Genomic DNA, 18,679 nt, shown 5'->3' on the forward strand with positions numbered 1-18,679 from the left:
CGGCCCTCCCGCTCCATCCCCACCCCCATCGTGCGCGGGGCGGCCGACATGCCTGGATCGGTCGCCCCGCGAACACGAAGGAGCCCCGGACCATACGGCCCGGGGCTCCTGTCGTGCGTGCGCGACATCCGCGCTGCGACTACTTCGCGGCGACCACCTGAAGGGTGATCACGGCGGTGAGGTCGTCGCGCAGGCGAACGGTCGCCTCGTGCTCGCCCACCGACTTGATCGGCGAGGTGATGTGGATCTTGCGCTTGTCGAGGTCGCCCAGACCGGCGGCCTTGACGGCGTCGGCGACGGCCTCGGTCTTCACCGAGCCGAACAGGCGGCCCTCGGCGCCGGCCTTGACGGGCAGGCGCACCTTGTTGGACTCGAGGGCGTCCTTGAGCGCCACGGCCTCCTCGTGGTCGTGGATCGCGCGAGACTCGCGGGCGGCGCGGATCGACGCCACCTGCTTCTCGCCGCCACGGGTCCACGCGACCGCGAAGCCCTGGGGGATGAGGTAGTTGCGGGCGTACCCGTTCTTGACCTCGACCACGTCACCGGCGCTACCGAGCCCGGCGACCTCATTCGTGAGAATCAGCTTTGCCATTGCGGTGCTCCTTAGCGGCCAGCGCCGGCGTAGGGCAGGAGAGCCATCTCGCGCGCGTTCTTGATCGCCTTGGCGATCAGGCGCTGCTCCTGCACCGAGACTCCGGTGATACGACGGGCGCGGATCTTCCCGCGCTCCGAGATGAACTTGCGAAGAGTGGCGACGTCCTTGTAGTCGATGACGCCGACACGGATCGCCTTCGCGGGGGCGGCGTTCTTCGCGCCCTTCCGCGGCTTCCGGCGGTCGCCGGTTGCCTTTCCAGCCATGGTGGTTCCTTTACGTGAAGTGAGTGGGATGCCTCGGCTCGAGGCATCCGGAATCTGCTGCTGAGATCCGCCCTTAGAAGGGGGTGTCGTCGCCGTAGGCGCCGGGGGCTGCCCAGGCGTCTCCGCCGCCGGCGTTTCCGCCCGCGTTCGAAGAGCCGGGGGTCGACCACGGCTGGTCGGCGACCTGGCCGCGGGACTGCCCGCCGCCCTGTCCGCCGCTCGATGCGGCACGCGTGACCTGAGCGGTCGCGTAGCGCAGCGAAGGACCGATCTCGTCGACCTCGAGCTCCATGGAAGTGCGCTTCTCGCCTTCCTTCGTCTCGTAGCTGCGCTGCTTCAGGCGACCGGTCGCGATGACGCGGGAGCCCTTCGTCAGCGAGCCCGCGACGTGCTCGGCGAACTCGCGCCACACGCTCGCGCGGAGGAACAGCGCTTCGCCGTCCTTCCACTCGTTGGCCTGGCGGTCGAAGTTGCGCGGTGTCGAAGCGATCGTGAAGTTCGCGACAGGGAGACCGTTCTGCGTGTAGCGCAGTTCGGGATCAGCCGTGAGGTTGCCCACGACGGTGATGATCGTCTCGCCGGCCATCGTCGTTACGCGTCCTGCTTGGCGGGCTTCGCGGGGCGGGCAGCCTTGCGGGCGGCCTTCTCCTCGGAGCGCTTCGCCTCGGCGGCGACCTGGGCGATGGCCTCCTCGGCGCGGAGCACCTTGGTGCGCATGACCAGCTCGCTGAGGTTCAGCTGGCGGTCGAGCTCCTGGGTGGCAGCGCTCGTGGCGGTGAAGTTGACGACGGCGTAGACGCCTTCGGTCTTCTTCTGGATCTCGTAGGCGAGACGGCGGCGACCCCAGATGTCGACGTTGTCGATCGAGCCACCATCTGCGGTGATGACCTTCAGGAACTTGTCGAGGTTCGGGGCGACCTGGCGCTCATCGATCTCCGGGCTCAGGATGACCATGAGTTCGTACTGGTGCGTCACTAACCCACCTCCTTCGGACTTGAACGGCTGCCGGGCATTTCCCGGCAGCAGGAGGGTGTGTGCACGTCATCCGGCTTCTCGCGCATCGAGCGCGTGCGGACAACCCTCCTATGGTACCGGATGCCCCGGCCCCCGCCGAATCAGGCCTGTGACGACCTCGTCGGGTCAGCTGGGCGATCTCGGCTCGACGGCTGAGCCGACGTCACCCGAGGAAGCCGAGCACCCAGGCGCGGTCGGCGTCCGGTGCCGGCGGGGCGAGCGGGTAGGACGCGGGGGTGGCCGAGAGGGCGATCGGATGCCGCACCCCGGGCATTCCGCCGGGTGAGCCGTGGGGAGGGCCCGACGTGACCACGGGCTCCAGGCCCAGCGTCGCGGCACGGTCGAAGGCGCCGCCGATGTCGAGGATCGGCGCGCACGGGACTCCGGCGTCGCCGAGCAGCCGCTCCCACTCGGCAGCGGGCCTCGCGGCGAGGGCCGACTCGAGCACGGGCCGCAGCTCCCCGCGGGCCGCGCTGCGACCGGCCGCGCGGGCGAATCGGGCGTCGGCCGCGGCATCCGGGATACCGAGCACTCCGCACAGGCGGGCGAACTGGGCATCGTTGCCGATGGCGAGCACGAGATCGCCTTCCGCGGTGGGGAAGGGGCCGTAGGGGTAGATGCTCGGGTGGTCGTTGCCGAGCCGCCCGGGGACGACGCCGGCGACGGCGAAGGCGCCGGACTGATTCGCCAGGGCCGACAGCGCCGAGGAGAGCAGGTTCACCTCCACCCGCTGGCCTTCGCCGGTCGCATCGCGGTGGCGGAGGGCGGCGAGCGCGCCGAGCCCGGCGTGGAGTCCGGTCACGACGTCGACGATCGCGACCCCGGCCTTCGACGGCGGGCCGTCCGCCGAGCCGGTGACGCTCATGAGGCCCGACACCGCCTGCGCGAGGACGTCGTACCCGGGGAGGGACGAGTCCGGCCCGAATCCCGTGATCGAGACGTAGACGACGCCGGGATTGGCGGCGCGCACGGTGTCGTAGCCGAGCCCGAAGCGGTCGAGCCCTCCCGGCTTGAAGTTCTCGACGACCACGTCTGCGCGGGCGGCGAGCGCGCGCGCCGCCGCGAGGTCGTCGGCATCGGCGAAGTCGAGCGTGATCGCCCGCTTGCCGCGGTTCACCGAGAGGTAGTACGTCGCCTCGCCCTCGTGGGCCGGGGGCATCCAGTGGCGGGTCTCGTCCCCGGCCGGCCCCTCGACCTTGATGACGGTGGCTCCGAGATCGGCGAGCAGCATCGTGCAGTACGGGCCGGCCAGCACCCGCGAGAAGTCGGCGACCACGAGCCCGGCGAGCGGGCCGGGTGCGGCGGCGGCGGGGTCCGTCACCGGAACGCTCCGATGCCCGTGAGGTGCTGGCCCAGGATCAGGGTGTGCACCTCGTCGGTTCCCTCGTAGGTGCGCACGGATTCGAGGTTGGCGGCGTGACGGATCGGGGAGTTCTCGAGCAGCACGCCGTCCCCTCCGAGGATCGTGCGGGCCTCGCGGGCGATCGCGATCGCCTCGCGGACGTTGTTGAGCTTGCCGAGCGAGACCTGCTCGGGACGCAGGGTCCCGGCATCCTTCGCGCGCCCGATCTGCAGCGCGAGCAGGGCGCCCTTCTGCAGCTCGACGACCATGTCGACGAGCTTCTGCTGCGTGAGCTGGAAGCCGGCGATCGGGCGTCCGAACTGCTCACGGCGCAGCGCGTGCCGCAGTGCCGCCTCGTAGCTGTCGCGTCCGGCGCCGAGCGCTCCCCACACGATGCCGTACCGCGCCTCGTTCAGCGCCGAGAACGGCCCGCGCAGTCCCCGCGCGCCCTCGAGCATCGCGTCGGCCGGCAGGCGCACGTCGTCGAACGTGAGCTCGGTCTGGATCGAGGCTCGCATCGACCCCTTGGGCTCGAGCACCCGCACACCGAATCCGGCGGTGCCGGTGGGCACGAGGAATCCGCGCACCCCCTCCTCCGTCTGCGCCCACACCACGACGAGCTGCGCGATCGACGCGAGGCCGATCCAGCGCTTGGCTCCCGAGAGCACCCAGTCCCCGCCGTCGCGCCGCGCGAACGTCTTCATGCTCGCCGGGTCCGATCCGGCGGTCGGCTCGGTGAGCCCGAAGGCGCCGACCACCTCGCCCGCCGCCATGCGCGGCAGCCACTCCTGCTTCTGCTCCTCGGATCCCCACCGGTGGATCGAGCCCATCGCGAGCGAGCCTTGCACCGACACGAAGGTGCGGATGCCGGAATCTCCGGCCTCGAGCTCGAGCGCAGCCAGGCCGTACTCGACGGCGCTGCGGCCGGGGCATCCGTATCCCGTCAGCGTCATGCCGAGCACCCCCAGCTCGCCGAACGCCGTCGCGAGCTCGGCCGGGAAGTGCGCGCGGTCGAACCAGTCGGCGATGTGCGGACGGATCTCGGCATCGACGAAGGCCCGCACCCGGTCTCGGCCGGCCCGCTCCTCCGGGCTGAGCAGCGCATCGAGTCCGAGGACATCGGATGCCGCGCGCAGCGCCTCGAGATCGTCGGGGTTCCTCGGCTCCATCGCCGCCTCCTCTGGGTCGTCTCTGCCATTGTGCCCGCCACCGCGCCGGATCGCGGACGCGGTGCGCTCCCGGCGTTCAGGGCACCCCCGGGTAGCGTGGGGTGATGGTAGCCCCCTCGCTTTCGTTCGATGACCGGGCGCTCGTCGATCCGGTCGACCCCGCGGAGGCTCGCGCCTTCGTGAAGCAGTGGCGCCGGAGCGGGGGCCTCAGCTCGACGCTGGGCGGGTCGACGGTCGTCTCCGCGTTCGTCATCGGCGTGACCGTGATGTCCGTGGCGCTGCTGCTGACGGCCATCGCCGCGCTCACGTCGCCCGGCAATGCTCGCCTCGGCAACGTCTGGATCCGCATCATCCCGTTCGTGATCTTCGCGGTGATGGTCGCCGTCGGCCTCGTCGTGGTGCTGGCCGCCCGGCGCTCCACGGCCGAGCGGATGCTGCGCCTAGACCGTTTCGCGCGCGCCAACGGCATGAGCTACCTGCCGCGTCTGGGCGCCCCCGCGCTGCCGGGCATGATCTTCTCGGTCGGGGACGCGCGCATGGCCTCGGACCTCGTCCGCGGTGAGCAGCCCCGGTTCGTGGAGTTCGCGAACTACCGGTACACGACCGGATCGGGCAAGAACAAGACCGCGCACCCCTGGGGATACGTCGCCATCAAGCTGGACGTGCCGCTGCCCCACATCGTCCTCGATGCCACCGGCAACAATGGGCTGCTCGGCTCGAACCTGCCGCACGCTTTCGAGAAGGACCAGCGCCTCAGCCTCGAGGGCGACTTCGACCGTCACTTCGCGCTGTACTGCCCGGAGGGCTACGAGCGTGACGCGCTCTATCTCTTCACCCCCGACATCATGGCCCGCTTCATCGACAACGCCGCCGCCCTCGATGTCGAGATCGTGGACGATTGGCTGTTCCTCTACGCCAAGCGGGACTTCTCGACGCTCGATCCCGCCACCTGGGCGTGGCTGTTCTCGGTCGTGGGCGCTCTGCTCGACAAGTTCGCGCAGTGGGCGCGCTGGCGAGACGAGCGCCTGACGGCGGATCCGACGACGGATGTCGCAGCCGCCCTCCGCCCCGACACTCGGGCCCCCGCGACGGCGACCGAGCCGGGAGGAGCGATGAGCGTCCCGTTCGCCGCTCCGCTGGACGACCTCCGCCCGCCGCCCGGCGTGGCCGCGCCCGGCCGCAGACTGCAGAAGGGCGTCCCGTGGACGTCGTTCGTGCTCGCCGGCGCCGTCGTGCTGATCTGGACCCTCGTCAACACCGGCTTCTTCGGACTCCTCTGGCGCTGACCCGCGCTACCGCAGGCCGAAGGCCGCGAGCTCGGCCTCGTCGAGCATGCGCGAACGGATGATGAACCGGCTGCCGGTCGGCCCCTCCACGCTGAACCCCGCACCCCGGCCGGGCACGACGTCGATGGTGAGGTGCGTGTACTTCCAGTACTCGAACTGCGCCTCCGAGATGTAGACGTCGATCGGATCGTCCAGGCCGACGGCGAGATCGCCCAGGTGCACGTCGCTCGGGCCGACGAGGAACATCCCCACCGGGAAGCACATGGGCGCGCTGCCGTCGCAGCAGCCACCGGATTGGTGGAACATGAGCGGCCCGTGCTGTGCGGTGAGCTGCCGCAGCAGGGCGGCCGCGGCATCCGTCACGGCCACCCTGCTGTAGGTCTCGGTCTGCGTCATGTCGGCCTAGAAGAAGCCCATCGCGCCCTCGGCGTACGACACCAGGAGGTTCTTCGTCTGCTGGTAGTGGTCCAGCATCTTGAGGTGGTTCTCGCGACCGATGCCGGACTGCTTGTATCCGCCGAATGCCGCGTGCGCGGGGTACTGGTGATAGGTGTTCGTCCAGACGCGACCCGCCTCGATCGCGCGTCCGGCGCGATAGGCGGTGTCTCCGGAGCGGCTCCACACGCCGGCGCCCAGGCCGTAGAGCGTGTCGTTGGCGATCGAGATCGCGTCGTCGAAGTCATCGAACGAGGTCACCGACACGACCGGACCGAAGATCTCCTCCTGGAAGATGCGCATGTCGTTCGTGCCCTCGAACACCGTCGGCGCGACGTAGAAGCCTTCGCTGAGATCGCCGCCCAGGTCGACGCGCTCGCCGCCGGCCAGCAGCTTCGCTCCGCCCTGCGTGCCGATGTCGATGTAGCTGAGGATCTTCTCGAGCTGGTCGTTCGACGCCTGCGCGCCGATCATCGTGGCCGGGTCGAGGGGATTGCCCTGCACGATCTTCGCGACGCGGTCCAGGCCGTCGCCGAGGAAGCGGTCGTAGATCGAGCGCTGGATGAGCGCGCGCGACGGGCACGTGCACACCTCGCCCTGGTTGAGTGCGAAGAAGGTGAAGCCCTCGAGCGCCTTGTCGTAGTACGCGTCGTCGGTGGAGCGCGCGACATCCTCGAAGAAGACGTTCGCGCTCTTGCCGCCGAGCTCGAGGGTCACCGGGATGAGGTTCTGCGAGGCGTACTGCATGATCAGGCGGCCGGTCGTGGTCTCGCCCGTGAACGCGACCTTGCGGATGCGCTTGTGCTGCGCGAGCGGAGCGCCCGCCTCGATGCCGAAGCCGTTGACGATGTTGACCACGCCGGCAGGGAGCAGGTCGCCGATGATGTCGAAGAGGAAGAGGATCGACGCCGGTGTCTGCTCGGCGGGCTTCAGCACCACGCAGTTGCCGGCCGCGAGCGCCGGCGCGAGCTTCCACGTGGCCATGAGGATGGGGAAGTTCCACGGGATGATCTGGCCGACGACGCCCAGCGGCTCGTTGAAGTGGTAGGCCACGGTGTCCTCGTCGAGCTGGCTCAGCGAGCCCTCCTGCGCGCGCAGCACCCCGGCGAAGTAGCGGAAGTGATCGACCGCGAGCGGGATGTCGGCGGCCAGCGTCTCGCGGACCGGCTTGCCGTTCTCCCACGTCTCGGCGACGGCGATCTTCTCGAGGTTCTGCTCGATGCGGTCAGCGATCTTGTTGAGGATGACAGCGCGCTCGGCCGGGGTCGTGCGCTTCCACGATTCGAACGCGCGCCACGCGACATCCACCGCTCGGTCGATGTCCTCGGCGGTGCCGCGGCCGACCTCGGTGAAGGGCTTGCCGTTGACGGGTGAGATGTTCTCGAAGTACTGGCCCTTGATCGGCTCGACCCACTCCCCGCCGACGTAGTGGCCGTAGCGGGGACGGTAGTCGGCGATCGAGCCGCGCTGCCCGGGGGCGGCGTAGACGCTCGAGACACCCTCTTCGACGATGGTCATGCTGGTCTCCTTCGACGCTGTCGCGACGGTCGTCGTCGCGTTGCGTCGAAGCTAGGCCGGGCGACGTTGCATCGAGTTGCGGGCTCGTCTCGGCCCGTGCTGCGCCGCAACTCCTCAGATCTGCGACGGCATCGGCAGAAATCCGGTCGTACCGGCCTCGGGCAGACCGGATCTGAGGAGTTATGGCGGGGCGCACGCCGGGGCGGGGACCGGTTCCCCGGCCGGCGGAACGGCCGGCAGGGTCAGGAGTCCGCTTCGAGCCGCTCGATGCGGGCGACCAGGCCGGCGCGCTTGGGCGAGCGCGCCGGGAGCATCGAGAGGCAGAGCCTCAGCAGCTCGGCGTCGTCGGCCGCGGCATCCGTCTCGGCGAACGCCAGGAGGACGTCGACGGATGCCTCGGCCATCAGGGCCTCGCGCAGCGCCGCGCGCACGGCTGCGCGGAAGTCCTCGATCCCCGGGGCGACCGAGTCGGGGAGCACGTCGCCGCGATAGGCGGCGAGCGCGACGCGGTGCGCGCCCCGGTCGAGGAGCGACAGCATCTGGTGCGCGTCCGTCTCGACCTCGACGCCGAAGCGATAGGGCCGCGACTCGGGAACGAGCGCGGGCGCGACTCTCTCGAGCACCTTGCGCAGCCGGACCATCTCGGCGCGGAGCGTCACCGTCGCCTCGGGGTCGCCGTACACGAGCTCGGCGAGGCGCTCGGCCGACAGCCCCTGGCGGTGGACCGCGAGCATCAGCACCAGCTCGGCGTGGCGGGCGCCGAGCTCCGAGACCGCCTCGGCGCCGTCGCCGGCGACCTCGAGCAGCGCGCGATCGCGGCCGAGCACCCGGAGGGTGGTCCGCTGCGGCTCGACGCGACGCGGTGCCCGGCGAGGCGGTGGGGAGGACGTCGCACGGGCCCGCAGCCGGGCAACGAGCAGCTCGCCCTCGATCGCCCGGGCCGTGGCATCCACCAGGAGCTGCGCCTGCGGCGTCGCCGCCTCGGCCCCGCCGGTGACGTCGATCACTCCGAGGAGCCGGCGCGTCTCGGGGTCGTGCACCGGCGCGGCCGTGCAGGACCACGGCTGCACCAGCCGGTTGAAGTGCTCGGCGCCGTGGATCTGCACCGACCGGTCGAGTTCGATCGCCGTGCCGGGTGCCGAGGTGCCGACCGCCCGCTCCGACCAGTTCGCGCCCTCGACGAAGCCCATGTCGCCGGTGAGCGTGCGCACGCGCCGGTCGCCGTCGACCCAGAGCAGGCGCCCGGCCTCGTCGCCGACGGCGACGATCACCCCGGACTCGTCGGCGCCGCCCGGGAGCAGGAGGCCGCGCACCATGTCGATCACGCCGACCAACGGGTGGGTGCGGCGATACTCGGCCAGCGACTGCGCGTCGAGGTCGAGCGGCGGCAGCGACTCGGCGCCGACCAGGCTCTCCAGCGACCGCCGCCACGACTCCCGCACCAGCGCGCGGACGTCGCCGAGGCGCTCGTCGGCGGCGTTCCCGGCGAGGAGCTCCTCGTGGGCGCGCTCGATCAGCAGTCGCGAGGTCTCGGGTGACACCTCGCGGCGTGACGACCACGGCGATGACATGCAGCTCCGATCGACGGCGGGGAGCGTGGCACCAGTGTAGGCGCGGGCGGTCAGCCGCGGGCGGCCCACCATTCGCGCAACCGGCGCTCGGCCTCGTCCTGGCCCACGATGCCCTCGTCGAGGCGCAGGTCCAGCAGGAACCGGTAGGCCTCGCCCACCTCGCGCCCCGGCCCGATGCCGAGCACGGCCTGGATGCGGTTGCCGTCGAGCTCGGGCCGCATGGCGTCGAGCTCCTCACGGGCCGAGAGCTCCGCGATGCGGCGTTCGATGTCGTCGTAGGCGCGCGCGAGCCGGCCGGCCTTCCGGGCATTGCGCGTCGTCACGTCGGCGCGCGTGAGGATGTGCAGCCGCTCGAGCTCGTCGCCCGCGTCGCGCACGTAGCGGCGGACGGCGGAGTCCGTCCACGTCCCCTCGGCGTACCCGAAGAACCGAAGGTGCAGCTCGATCAGGCGCGTCACGACCGCCGTCGTGTCGGAGTCGAACCTCAGCGCCTGGAGGCGCTTGCGGGCCAGCCGGGCGCCCTTGATGTCGTGGTGGTAGAAGGTCACGCCGCCGTTCGGCTCGAGGCGGCGCGTCGCCGGCTTCCCGATGTCGTGCAGGAGCGCGGCCAGCCGCAGCGGCACGTCGGGGGCGGCATCCGGATGCCTCGCATGCTCGAGATCGATCGCCTGCCGGAGCACCGTCAGCGAGTGCTCGTACACGTCCTTGTGGTGGTGGTGCTCGTCGACCTCGAGCCGCAGCGCCGGCACCTCCGGCAGGAACTCGCCGATGAGCCCGGTCTCGACCAGGAGGCGGATGCCGCGCACGGGGTCGTCGGTCTGCAGCAGGCGCACGAGCTCGCCCTGGATCCGCTCCGGGCTCACGATCGCGAGCGTCTCGCGCAGGTCGGCGACGGCCTGCACCGTCGCCGGATCCACCTCGAACCCGAGCTGGGACGAGAACCGCGCGGCGCGCAGCATCCGCAGCGGATCGTCCCCGAAGCTCACCGCGGGATCGGCCGGCGTGCGCAGGCGGCGGGCGACGAGGTCCTCGACGCCGCCGGTGGGGTCGATGAGCGTGCGGCCCGGCACGCGCAGTGCCATGGCGTTGACGGTGAAGTCGCGGCGGACCAGGTCGTCCTCGAGGGTGTCGCCGAACTCCACGGTGGGCTTGCGGGTGACGCCGTCGTAGCTGTCCGCCCGGTACGTCGTCACCTCGACCTGCTCGCCGGCGACCTTCGCGCCGATCGTGCCGAACGCCCGGCCGATGTCCCACTGCGCGGTGCTGATCGGCTTGACGATCCGCAGGATGTCGTCGGGCCGCGCGTCCGTCGTGAAGTCGAGGTCGTTCGTCGGGCGGCCGAGCAGTGCGTCGCGCACCGGACCGCCCACGATCGCGAGATCGTGGCCCGCGGCGGCGAAGGCGTCCGCGAGCGTCGCGACGACGGGGGACTCGGCGAGCGCGCCGAGGCGCGCGATGCCCTCGGCCATGTTGAGCATGCTTCGAGCCTACCGAGCGGTCGCGGCGCGACTCAGCGGCCGCCCGGTGAAAGGGGCGGGAGAAACGTCGGTCTCGGCGGCTCTTGAGCGCGCGTAGCCCCCGAATCTCCCCGGGGTTTCACGCGAAGCGGAGGAACCCGGTGAAGGCGAGTTCGCGCACGCGGGGCAGCAGGTCGGCGCGGAGACGCGCGGCATCCGCGCCCAGCAGTTCGGCGATGGCGTCGATCAGCACCCCGGCGGGGAGGTCGCCGTCGCACGCGCCGACGAGGGCGGCGAGGGCGGGATCCACGCTCAGTGCGCGTCCGAACCCGCCGCCCTGCCGCAGCTCGATCACCGTCGGATCCTCCTGACCGGGCACGTGGTGGCGGGCCTCGGTCACGTCGGGTGCGACGACGAAGGCGGATGCCGCCACCCCGGCGTCGTCGAGAGGCTCGAGCCTGTCGTGGTCGGCGAGCGCGTCGGCGAGGTGCGCGCCCAGCGAGTCGCCGGTGAGCGACTGATGCAGGCGCTCGAACCGCGACAGGGTGGGTTCGCCTGAGCGCGGACGGCGCAGCAGCAGGTACCCGAAGCCGACCTCGGTCACCTCGCGGGCCGCGAAGTCGTCCAGCCAGGCGTCGGCCAGGCGGGCGAACTCCGGCGTCCCGGGCAGGGTGCCGCCGTCGCGCACCCACAGCTCGGCGTACGACAGCGGATCGAGGCTCTCACGCTCGACCACCCACGCGTCGAGCGCGATGGGCGACTGCGCCACCCACGCCCGCACGCGGTCGAGCCCGTCGACGCCGGCCCGCGTCTCCCAGTTGCCCAGCAGCTGCGCGACCCCGCCCGGCGCGAGGTGGCCGCCGACGCCGCGCACGAACGCCGCCACGACGTCGTCGCCCTCCATGCCGCCGTCGCGGTACTCGTAGGCGGGCACGTCCTCGACCCGGGGCGTGATGACGAACGGCGGGTTCGACACGATGCGGTCGAACTCTTCGCCGGCGACGGGCTCGAACAGGCTGCCGAGCCGGGTGTCGATCGCGTCGACGCCGTTGAGCAGGGCATTGAGGCGCGTGAACGCCAGGGCCCGCGGCGAGATGTCGGTCGCGGTCACCCGCGCGACGCTCCGGCGGGCGCGCAGGGCCTGGATGCCGCACCCTGCGCCGATGTCGAGTCCGCGGCGGGCTGCAGTGGGAAGCTGCAGCGACGCGAGCGTCAGCGAGGCACCCCCCACCCCGAGCACGTGGTCCTCCGGGAGCGGGCCCCCGAGCGCCGCTTCGTCGAGGTCGCTCGCGATCCACCACTGGCCCGCACCGTCCGCGTCGGCGTACGACTGCGGGCGCACCACCGCGAGCGGCCGCACGCCGTCGCCGACCGAGACGAGTCCCAGCGCCGCGAGGCCGGCCGCGCCGGTGCGCGGGAGTGCGGACGACACGAATGCCTCGTCCTGCGGCATCCCGAGCACGAGAAGCCGGGCCAGCACGGCGAGCGCGTCGTCCCTCGCGCCCAGCGAACGGTCGGCCGGAGCGCGGAGCCCGCGCGCGATGGCGTCGTCGGCAGCGTCGCCGAACGCGGTCCGCAGGGCCTCGGCGGTGAATCCGGCGGCGCGCAGGTCATCGGCGAGGTGGCGGCACAGGGTGGGATCGGGGTCGGGCAGCACGCGTCCATTCAACCGTGCGCCGCCGCGCGGCGTCCCGTACCGGAAGCTCCGAGGGTCGAACCGTAGAATCGCACTCGATCGTGCGGTCCGTCCATCGCACAGGAGCGAACCACACAGCATGACCGTGACCCCCTCGGGAAAGCCCGCCCGTCGCCGCGCCTCGCGCGCCGTCGCGGTGGCGCTGGCGATCCTGACGGCGATCGCGACTCCCGGCGTCCCGGCTCTCGCGGACACCCCGACGCCCACCCCGACGCCCGTGCCCGCACCGCCGATCCCCGCGGGCACGACGGCCTTCACGCTCGCGCCGATCTCCAACGGGATCGTCGCACCCGGCGAGGCGCTCGCGGTGTCGCTGACGCTGCAGAACGAGACGGATGCCGCGACCCCGGCCGCCACGGCCACGGTGGCGCTGGGACGCACCCCGCTGCCCAGCCGGACCGCCCTCACGGCATGGCTCGCGGGTGACACCGCGGGTGTGAGCACCGACACCGTCGCCACCGCGCTGCTGGAGCCCGTGGCGGCGGGATCGCTGGGCGTCACCGCCGCCCGCATCGAGGCCGACGACCCCGCCCTGCGCGGGCTCGATCCCGGGGTCTATCCCCTGGTCGCCTCGTACGACTCGCCCATGGGCGCCGTCGACTCGACGAGCGTCGTGATCGTGCCGCGCACGGACGCGAGTGAGATCGGCCTGGGCGTGCTCGTGCCGATCACGGCCCCGCAGCTCGCGACCGGGCTGCTCACCGCCGACGAGCTCACCGCGCTCACCGCGGCCGACGGCGCCCTCACCGCGCAGCTCGACGGTGTCGAGGGCACTCCGGCGATCCTCGCCGTGGACCCGGCGATCCCGGCCGCGATCCGCGTGCTCGGGAGCTCGGCTCCCGAGACGGCCACGGAATGGCTGGGAAGGCTCGAGGCTCTGCCCAACTCCCGGTTCGCCCTGCAGTTCGGCGATGCGGACCTCGCGGCTCAGCTCGAGTCGGGACGCACCGCGCCGCTCGCGCCGACCTCGCTCACGGCGTACATGGACCCGGCCGACTTCGCTCCCGAATCCGCTGCCGAGCCGACGCCCGAACCGACGCCGGAGCCGACGCCGACCGAGAACGCCGACCCCGACGCGCCGGCGCTGCCGACGCTCGAAGAGCTGCTCGACATCGGGCCGAACGCGCGCGGCGGCGTCTACTGGCCGACCGCCGGAAGCGCCGGACCCGACGTGGTCGACCAGCTCGGCTCGCTCGACGCCGACGGTCAGGACCCGCTCACCGTCGTCCCGTCCGCCTCGACGACCACCGGAGCGCAGGGTGGCACGGTTCGCGCTCACGGGGTCGCCGGCGAGGCGTCGGCGCTCGTCGCCGACTCCGACATCTCGGCCGCTCTCGAGAAGGCATCGACTCTGGACGAGACGTCCCTGCGTGCCGCCGCACTGGCCCAGGCCACGGCCTACCTGTCGTTCGCCTCTGCCGAGACGGGCGGAGCGCCGCTGCTGGTCTCCCTCGGGCGCAGCTCCGACCGGTCCCGCGTGGGCATCGGAGCCACGATCGGCGCGGCGCTCAGCGCTCCCGGCGTGACACCGTTCACGATCGGCGGGCTGGCGAACTCGGCGACCGCCCCGATCGAGATCGCGGATGCCCCCGAGCAGTCGGCGAGGGCGGCCGTGGCATCCGCTCTCCTCACCCAGGAGGCGGAGCTGGCTCGCTTCGCGACGATCCTCGACGACACCAGCCTGCTCACGGGCCCCGAGCGGGCGGAGATCCTGCAGCTCCTGGGCAACGCGTGGCTCGCCGACGAGGACGCCTGGACGGCCGCCGTCGCGGCGCACCGCGACGAGACCCGGACGACGCTCGACTCGGTCGGCCTCGTGCCGACCGCGCCGATCAACCTGTTCGGCTCGAACGTCGGCCTGCGGTTCTGGGTGCGCAACGACCTCCCCTACCCCGTCAACCTCGTGCTGTACGTGACCCCCGATGATCTGCGGCTCGACGTGCAGCGGGCCAATCCGCTCATCGCGCAGCCCAGCAGCAACACCCGTGTCGAGGTCCCGGTGCAGGCCCGCGTGGGCAACGGCGACGTGACGCTCGAGCTGCAGCTGCGCAGTCGCGCGAGCGTCGCGATCGGCGAACCGGAGTCCGTCGAGGTGAGTGTGCGCGCCGAATGGGAGACCGTCGGCCTCACCGCCCTCGCCGTCCTGGTGGGCGGCCTCCTGCTGCTCGGCGTCGTGCGGACGGTGCTGAAGATCCGCGCGCGCCGGAAGCGGACGGATGCCGCGGAGGATCGAAAGTGAGCATCGGCCGTGCGAGCGTCCTCATCGGCGCGGGGACGATCGTCTCGCGATTGACCGGGTTCCTGCGCGCCGTCGTGCTCGTATCGGCGGTCGGCGCCTTCGCCGAGGCCGGCAACGCCTTCGCGGTCGCGAATCAGCTTCCGAACAACATCTACGCCATCATCTCGACCGGCCTGATCAGTGCGGTCGTCGTGCCGCAGATCATCAAGGCGGCGGCGCACGACGACGGCGGTCGGGCATTCGTCTCGAAGCTCTTCACCCTCGGGACCGTCGCCCTGATCGTCACGGCGGCCGTCGCGACCGTCGCCGCGCCGCTGCTCGTCCAGCTCTACGCTCCCGAGTTCGGTCCGGACGCGAAAGCTCTGGCGACCGCGTTCGCGTACTGGTGCCTGCCGCAGATCCTCTTCTACGGCCTGTTCGCGCTCGTGGGCGAGTCTCTGAACGCGCGTCGCGTCTACGGCCCGTACACCTGGGCGCCGATCGCCAACAACGCCATCTCGATCGCCGGGTTCCTGCTGTTCATCTGGCTCTTCGGCCAGGGGTCTCCGCCGGCGGCGTGGACATCCGAGATGGTCGCGCTGCTGGCGGGCACAGCAACCCTCGGAATCGTCGTGCAGACGGGAATCCTGTTCGTCTTCTGGCGCAGGACCGGACTCCACGTGCGTCCCGACTTCGCCTGGCGGGGCGTCGGGCTCGGACAGATCGGCCGGCTGGCGGGCTGGACGTTCTTCATGGTCGTCGCGAGCCAGCTCGCGGGCCTCGTCCAGTCACGGGTGCTCTCGCAGATCCCCGAGGGGGACCCCAGCATCCTCGCGTCGCAGAATGCCTGGCTGCTGTTCATGCTGCCGTACTCGATCATCGTGCTCTCGATCGGGACGCCCTACTTCACACGCCTCAGCGAACATGCGCAGGCGGACCGCGACGATGACGTCCGCGCCGACATCGGCACCAGCATCCGCACCATCGCCGTCTTCATCGTGGCGGCGACCGCCGCCCTCACCGCCGCCGCGGTTCCGGCATCCCGCATCTTCACCGACAACGAGACGCAGGCGGTGGCCGCCGCCGAGCTGCTGCTCTGCTTCATCGTCGGCTTGATCCCCCTCGCCGTGCTCTTCGTGATCCAGCGGACGTTCTACGCGTACCACGACACACGCACGCCGTTCGTCTTCACGATGGTCCAGTGCGGGCTCGTCGTCGTGACGGCCCTGCTGGCCAGCTGGCTGGTGGGTGCCGACGTGCTCCCGGTGTCGTCGCTCGCGGCGGCGGTCGCGCTGGGTCAGTCGGTTGCGGGCATCATCCAGCTCGTCGTGGCCGCCTGGCTGCTGCAGCGCCGCCTGGGCGACCTCCGGATCGCATCCTGGTCTCTCGCGATCGGACGGTTCCTGCTGGCCGCGCTCCCGGCCGCCGGCGCCGGCTGGCTGACGTTCCAGCTGCTCGGCGGAATCGACGGCTGGACCGTCTCCGACAAGTTCCTCGGCGCCCTCGGGGCGGCCATCATCGGGATCGTCGTGCTGGTCGTCTACGCCGCGTTCCTCGCGCTGCTGCGCGCACCCGAGCTGTCCACGGCGAAGACGCTGGTGCGGCGGTTCCTGCCGGGGCGCGGCTGAACCGGAACGAGCCGACGGCAGGCCGACACCGAGCCGCGGGACGGAATGCCGCGCGGTTACCATGTGTTGAAGCATCCGGGGTCTGATCACCCCGAAACAGAAGGGGGCGCAGGTGCGTCACGTCATCATCATCGGTTCGGGTCCTGCGGGCTACACGGCGGCCATCTACGCGGCGCGCGCCAACCTCGAGCCGCTCGTGGTCGCGAGCTCTGTCGAGGCCGGCGGCGACCTGATGACCACCACCGACGTCGAGAACTTCCCCGGCTTCCCGGAGGGCATCCAGGGCCCCGACCTCATGACGAAGATGCAGGAGCAGGCCGAGCGCTTCGGCACCGAGGTGCTCTACGACGACGTCGTCTCGCTCGACCTCGACGGCGACGTCAAGAAGATCACGCTCGGCAGCGGCAAGGAGTACGAGGCCCGCTCGATCGTCTACGCGACCGGCTCGGCGCACCGCAAGATCGGCATCGAGGGTGAGGAGCGCCTCTCGGGGCGCGGTGTCTCGTACTGTGCGACGTGCGACGGATTCTTCTTCCGCGATCGCGTCATCGCCGTCGTCGGCGGCGGGGACTCGGCGATGGAAGAGGCCACGTTCCTCACGAAGTTCGCGTCGAAGGTCTACGTCATCCACCGTCGCGACGAGCTTCGCGCCTCGAAGATCATGCAGGAGCGCGCCTTCGCGAACGAGAAGATCGAGTTCGTGTGGAACAGCGAGGTCGTGGACGTGCTCGGCGACGACGCGGTGAACGGGCTCGTGCTCGAGAACACCGTCGACGGCACCCGCAGCGAGCTCGCGATCGACGGCCTCTTCGTCGCGATCGGCAACGACCCGCGCACCCACCTCGTGCACGGCAAGCTCGACCTCACCCCCGAAGGCACCATCTGGGTCGACGGGCGCTCCTCGCGCACCTCGGTCACCGGGGTCTTCGCCGCCGGCGATGTGATCGACCCGACGTACCGCCAGGCCGTCACCGCCGCGGGCAGCGGCACCGTCGCGGCACTCGACGTGGAGCACTACCTCGCATCGCTCGGCGAAGCGGGCGCGCCCGACGTCGTCGGCGACCAGATCGAGGGGCTCCCCGAGGTCAGCGCAGCCTGAGCATGCGCTGGGACGGCGGAATGATCCCGCCGCGCCCGGCGTTCGAGTACACGACAGCTTCAGCGAAGGAGAAATGATGACCGCCAAGGCGACGACTTCCGCCACCTGGGAGCAGGACGTGCTCCAGGCCGAGGGCCCCGTGCTCGTGGACTTCTGGGCCGCATGGTGCGGACCGTGTCGCATGGTCGCGCCCGTCCTCGACGAGATCCAGTCGGAGCACCCCGACAAGATCACGGTCCTCAAGCTCAACGTCGACGAGAACCCCGACCTCGCGATGAAGTACCAGATCACGTCGATCCCGGCGATGAAGGTCTTCAACAAGGGCGAGGTCGAGACCACGATCATCGGCGCCAAGCCGAAGTTCGCGCTCGAGAAGGATCTCGCCGCGTACATCGGCTGAGTCTCACCTTCTTCCAGCCCCCTGATCCGGCTCCGCGCCTGATCAGGGGGCTTTTCTGTTCCATGCGTCCGGCGGCATGCAGTCGATCCTCGAAGAATTTCGCGAGAGGATGTCGATCTCGGCCGTCTCCGTTCGACGCACGGAGTGAGGTGGCCGGAGCGGCCCCGCGGGCCGCAGGCTCGGACGAGAGGAGAACGACATGCGTTACATGCTCATCATGCAGGTGGAGCCGGAGGCCGCGGCGCGGGCCGCTGAAGAGCTCGACATGGTCGAGGTCATCGCCGCCATGGGCGCGTACAACGACGAGCTGCAGAAGGCGGGTGTCTTCCTGTCCGCCGAGGGGCTCTCCGATGCGAGTGAGGGATTCCGCGTGGACTTCTCGTCAGCGCCGCCGGTCGTGTCCGACGGTCCGTATGCCGAGGCGCGCGAGGTGTTCACCGGCTACTGGATCCTCGAGGTCGCCAGCCGCGAGGAGGCCGAGCACTGGGCCCGCAAGTGCCCCCTCGGACCGGGAACCGCGCTCGAGGTGCGCCGGGTCAATGAGCTCTCGGACTTCGAGATGCCCGACAACGAGTGGATCGCGAAGGAGCAGGAGTGGCGAGCCGCCAACTCCTAGGGCACGCGTGAGATCAGGACGCGTCCGCACGCACCGTCGCATCCCAGCGACGGTGCGTGTTGGCGTCGCCGAGAAGGCGCCACACAGCGCGGGTGAGCTGAGGATAGTCCAGCGCGATCTGACGGAGCACCCGGTAGTGCCGCGCCGCGTTCGGTCGCGAGCCCCCGTTCGCGGCGATGTTCTCGGCGCGGAGGGTGAAGACGACCAGCTCGTCGACCGTCGGGAGGTCCTCCATGAAGTCCCACGGATCCTCGCCCGCGCGCAGTCGCTCGGCGATGATCACGGCGAGCTCATCGGATGCCTCGGCACGCAGGAGCTCGAGACTGGCCCGGCGGCGCGGGTTCGTGTCTTCGTGCGGCACCCATCCAGGGT

General features: G+C 71.1%; 18 protein-coding genes. 6 read left to right on the forward strand and 12 right to left on the reverse strand.

The features are described 5' to 3' along the window. Nucleotides 1-139 precede the first annotated feature (139 nt). From rplI to ACE3O1_RS03000, 6 genes are all read right to left on the reverse strand, one after another. A complete protein-coding gene (gene rplI / locus ACE3O1_RS02975; RefSeq protein WP_374312265.1) occupies nt 140-592 on the reverse strand; it encodes a 50S ribosomal protein L9 in 453 nt (150 codons plus the stop codon). A gap of 11 nt (nt 593-603) precedes the next feature. Next, complete coding sequence (gene rpsR, locus ACE3O1_RS02980) at nt 604-858, reverse strand: 30S ribosomal protein S18 (RefSeq protein ID WP_005054609.1); 255 nt, start codon at nt 856-858, stop codon at nt 604-606. A gap of 73 nt (nt 859-931) precedes the next feature. Further along, nucleotides 932-1,444, reverse strand: a complete 513-nt coding sequence (locus ACE3O1_RS02985) for a single-stranded DNA-binding protein (RefSeq protein ID WP_374312267.1) — start codon at nt 1,442-1,444, stop codon at nt 932-934. A gap of 5 nt (nt 1,445-1,449) precedes the next feature. After that, the gene (gene rpsF, locus ACE3O1_RS02990; protein WP_374312269.1) at nt 1,450-1,833 is read right to left on the reverse strand and encodes a 30S ribosomal protein S6; all 384 of its coding nucleotides are present in this window, start codon (nt 1,831-1,833) and stop codon (nt 1,450-1,452) included. Between the two features lie 202 nt (nt 1,834-2,035). Then, nucleotides 2,036-3,193 (reverse strand): CaiB/BaiF CoA transferase family protein, encoded by a 1,158-nt coding sequence (locus tag ACE3O1_RS02995; protein WP_374312271.1) that lies wholly within the window; start codon nt 3,191-3,193, stop codon nt 2,036-2,038. After that, nucleotides 3,190-4,383 (reverse strand): acyl-CoA dehydrogenase family protein, encoded by a 1,194-nt coding sequence (locus tag ACE3O1_RS03000; protein ID WP_374312273.1) that lies wholly within the window; start codon nt 4,381-4,383, stop codon nt 3,190-3,192. Before ACE3O1_RS03000 ends, ACE3O1_RS02995 begins: the two co-directional genes overlap by 4 nt. A gap of 104 nt (nt 4,384-4,487) precedes the next feature. On the opposite strand from ACE3O1_RS03000, the gene ACE3O1_RS03005 reads away from it, so the two are divergent. Then, nucleotides 4,488-5,669, forward strand: coding sequence for a hypothetical protein (locus tag ACE3O1_RS03005; protein ID WP_374312275.1), 1,182 nt, complete (start codon nt 4,488-4,490; stop codon nt 5,667-5,669). 6 nt (nt 5,670-5,675) lie between these two features. Here ACE3O1_RS03005 and ACE3O1_RS03010 read toward each other — a convergent pair whose 3' ends face one another. The 5 genes from ACE3O1_RS03010 to ACE3O1_RS03030 form a co-directional block, all read right to left on the reverse strand. Continuing rightward, complete coding sequence (locus tag ACE3O1_RS03010; RefSeq protein ID WP_374312277.1) at nt 5,676-6,065, reverse strand: DUF779 domain-containing protein; 390 nt, start codon at nt 6,063-6,065, stop codon at nt 5,676-5,678. 6 nt (nt 6,066-6,071) lie between these two features. Further along, complete coding sequence (locus ACE3O1_RS03015; RefSeq protein WP_374312279.1) at nt 6,072-7,622, reverse strand: aldehyde dehydrogenase family protein; 1,551 nt, start codon at nt 7,620-7,622, stop codon at nt 6,072-6,074. 242 nt (nt 7,623-7,864) lie between these two features. Next, nucleotides 7,865-9,193, reverse strand: a complete 1,329-nt coding sequence (locus tag ACE3O1_RS03020; protein ID WP_374312281.1) for a GAF domain-containing protein — start codon at nt 9,191-9,193, stop codon at nt 7,865-7,867. Between the two features lie 50 nt (nt 9,194-9,243). Beyond that, on the reverse strand, nt 9,244-10,671 hold the full coding sequence (locus ACE3O1_RS03025; protein WP_374312283.1) for a CCA tRNA nucleotidyltransferase: 1,428 nt from the start codon (nt 10,669-10,671) through the stop codon (nt 9,244-9,246). Between the two features lie 118 nt (nt 10,672-10,789). Then, nucleotides 10,790-12,307, reverse strand: coding sequence for a methyltransferase (locus ACE3O1_RS03030; RefSeq protein ID WP_374312285.1), 1,518 nt, complete (start codon nt 12,305-12,307; stop codon nt 10,790-10,792). A gap of 118 nt (nt 12,308-12,425) precedes the next feature. Between ACE3O1_RS03030 and ACE3O1_RS03035 the strand changes: the two genes are divergently transcribed. From ACE3O1_RS03035 to ACE3O1_RS03055, 5 genes are all read left to right on the forward strand, one after another. Continuing rightward, on the forward strand, nt 12,426-14,585 hold the full coding sequence (locus tag ACE3O1_RS03035; protein WP_374312287.1) for a DUF6049 family protein: 2,160 nt from the start codon (nt 12,426-12,428) through the stop codon (nt 14,583-14,585). Next, nucleotides 14,582-16,192: a murein biosynthesis integral membrane protein MurJ gene (gene murJ / locus ACE3O1_RS03040; RefSeq protein ID WP_374312289.1), complete on the forward strand. Its 1,611-nt coding sequence runs from the start codon at nt 14,582-14,584 to the stop codon at nt 16,190-16,192. The genes ACE3O1_RS03035 and murJ overlap by 4 nt, the downstream gene beginning before the upstream one ends. A gap of 112 nt (nt 16,193-16,304) precedes the next feature. Next, nucleotides 16,305-17,291: a thioredoxin-disulfide reductase gene (gene trxB / locus ACE3O1_RS03045; RefSeq protein WP_374312291.1), complete on the forward strand. Its 987-nt coding sequence runs from the start codon at nt 16,305-16,307 to the stop codon at nt 17,289-17,291. Between the two features lie 76 nt (nt 17,292-17,367). Beyond that, nucleotides 17,368-17,691 (forward strand): thioredoxin, encoded by a 324-nt coding sequence (trxA, locus tag ACE3O1_RS03050; protein WP_204981190.1) that lies wholly within the window; start codon nt 17,368-17,370, stop codon nt 17,689-17,691. Nucleotides 17,692-17,890: 199 nt separating this feature from the next. Next, on the forward strand, nt 17,891-18,307 hold the full coding sequence (locus tag ACE3O1_RS03055; protein ID WP_374312294.1) for a YciI family protein: 417 nt from the start codon (nt 17,891-17,893) through the stop codon (nt 18,305-18,307). Between the two features lie 13 nt (nt 18,308-18,320). Here the strand turns inward: ACE3O1_RS03055 and ACE3O1_RS03060 are convergent, their stop codons facing one another. Beyond that, nucleotides 18,321-18,668 carry a tryptophan synthase subunit alpha gene (locus ACE3O1_RS03060; RefSeq protein ID WP_374312296.1) on the reverse strand — a complete coding sequence of 116 codons (348 nt, stop codon included), beginning with the start codon at nt 18,666-18,668 and terminating at the stop codon, nt 18,321-18,323. Between the last annotated feature and the right edge of the window lie 11 nt (nt 18,669-18,679).

The sequence above is a fragment of the Microbacterium sp. genome (assembly GCF_041909575.1).
In the GTDB taxonomy this organism is placed as follows: Bacteria; Actinomycetota; Actinomycetes; order Actinomycetales; family Microbacteriaceae; genus Microbacterium.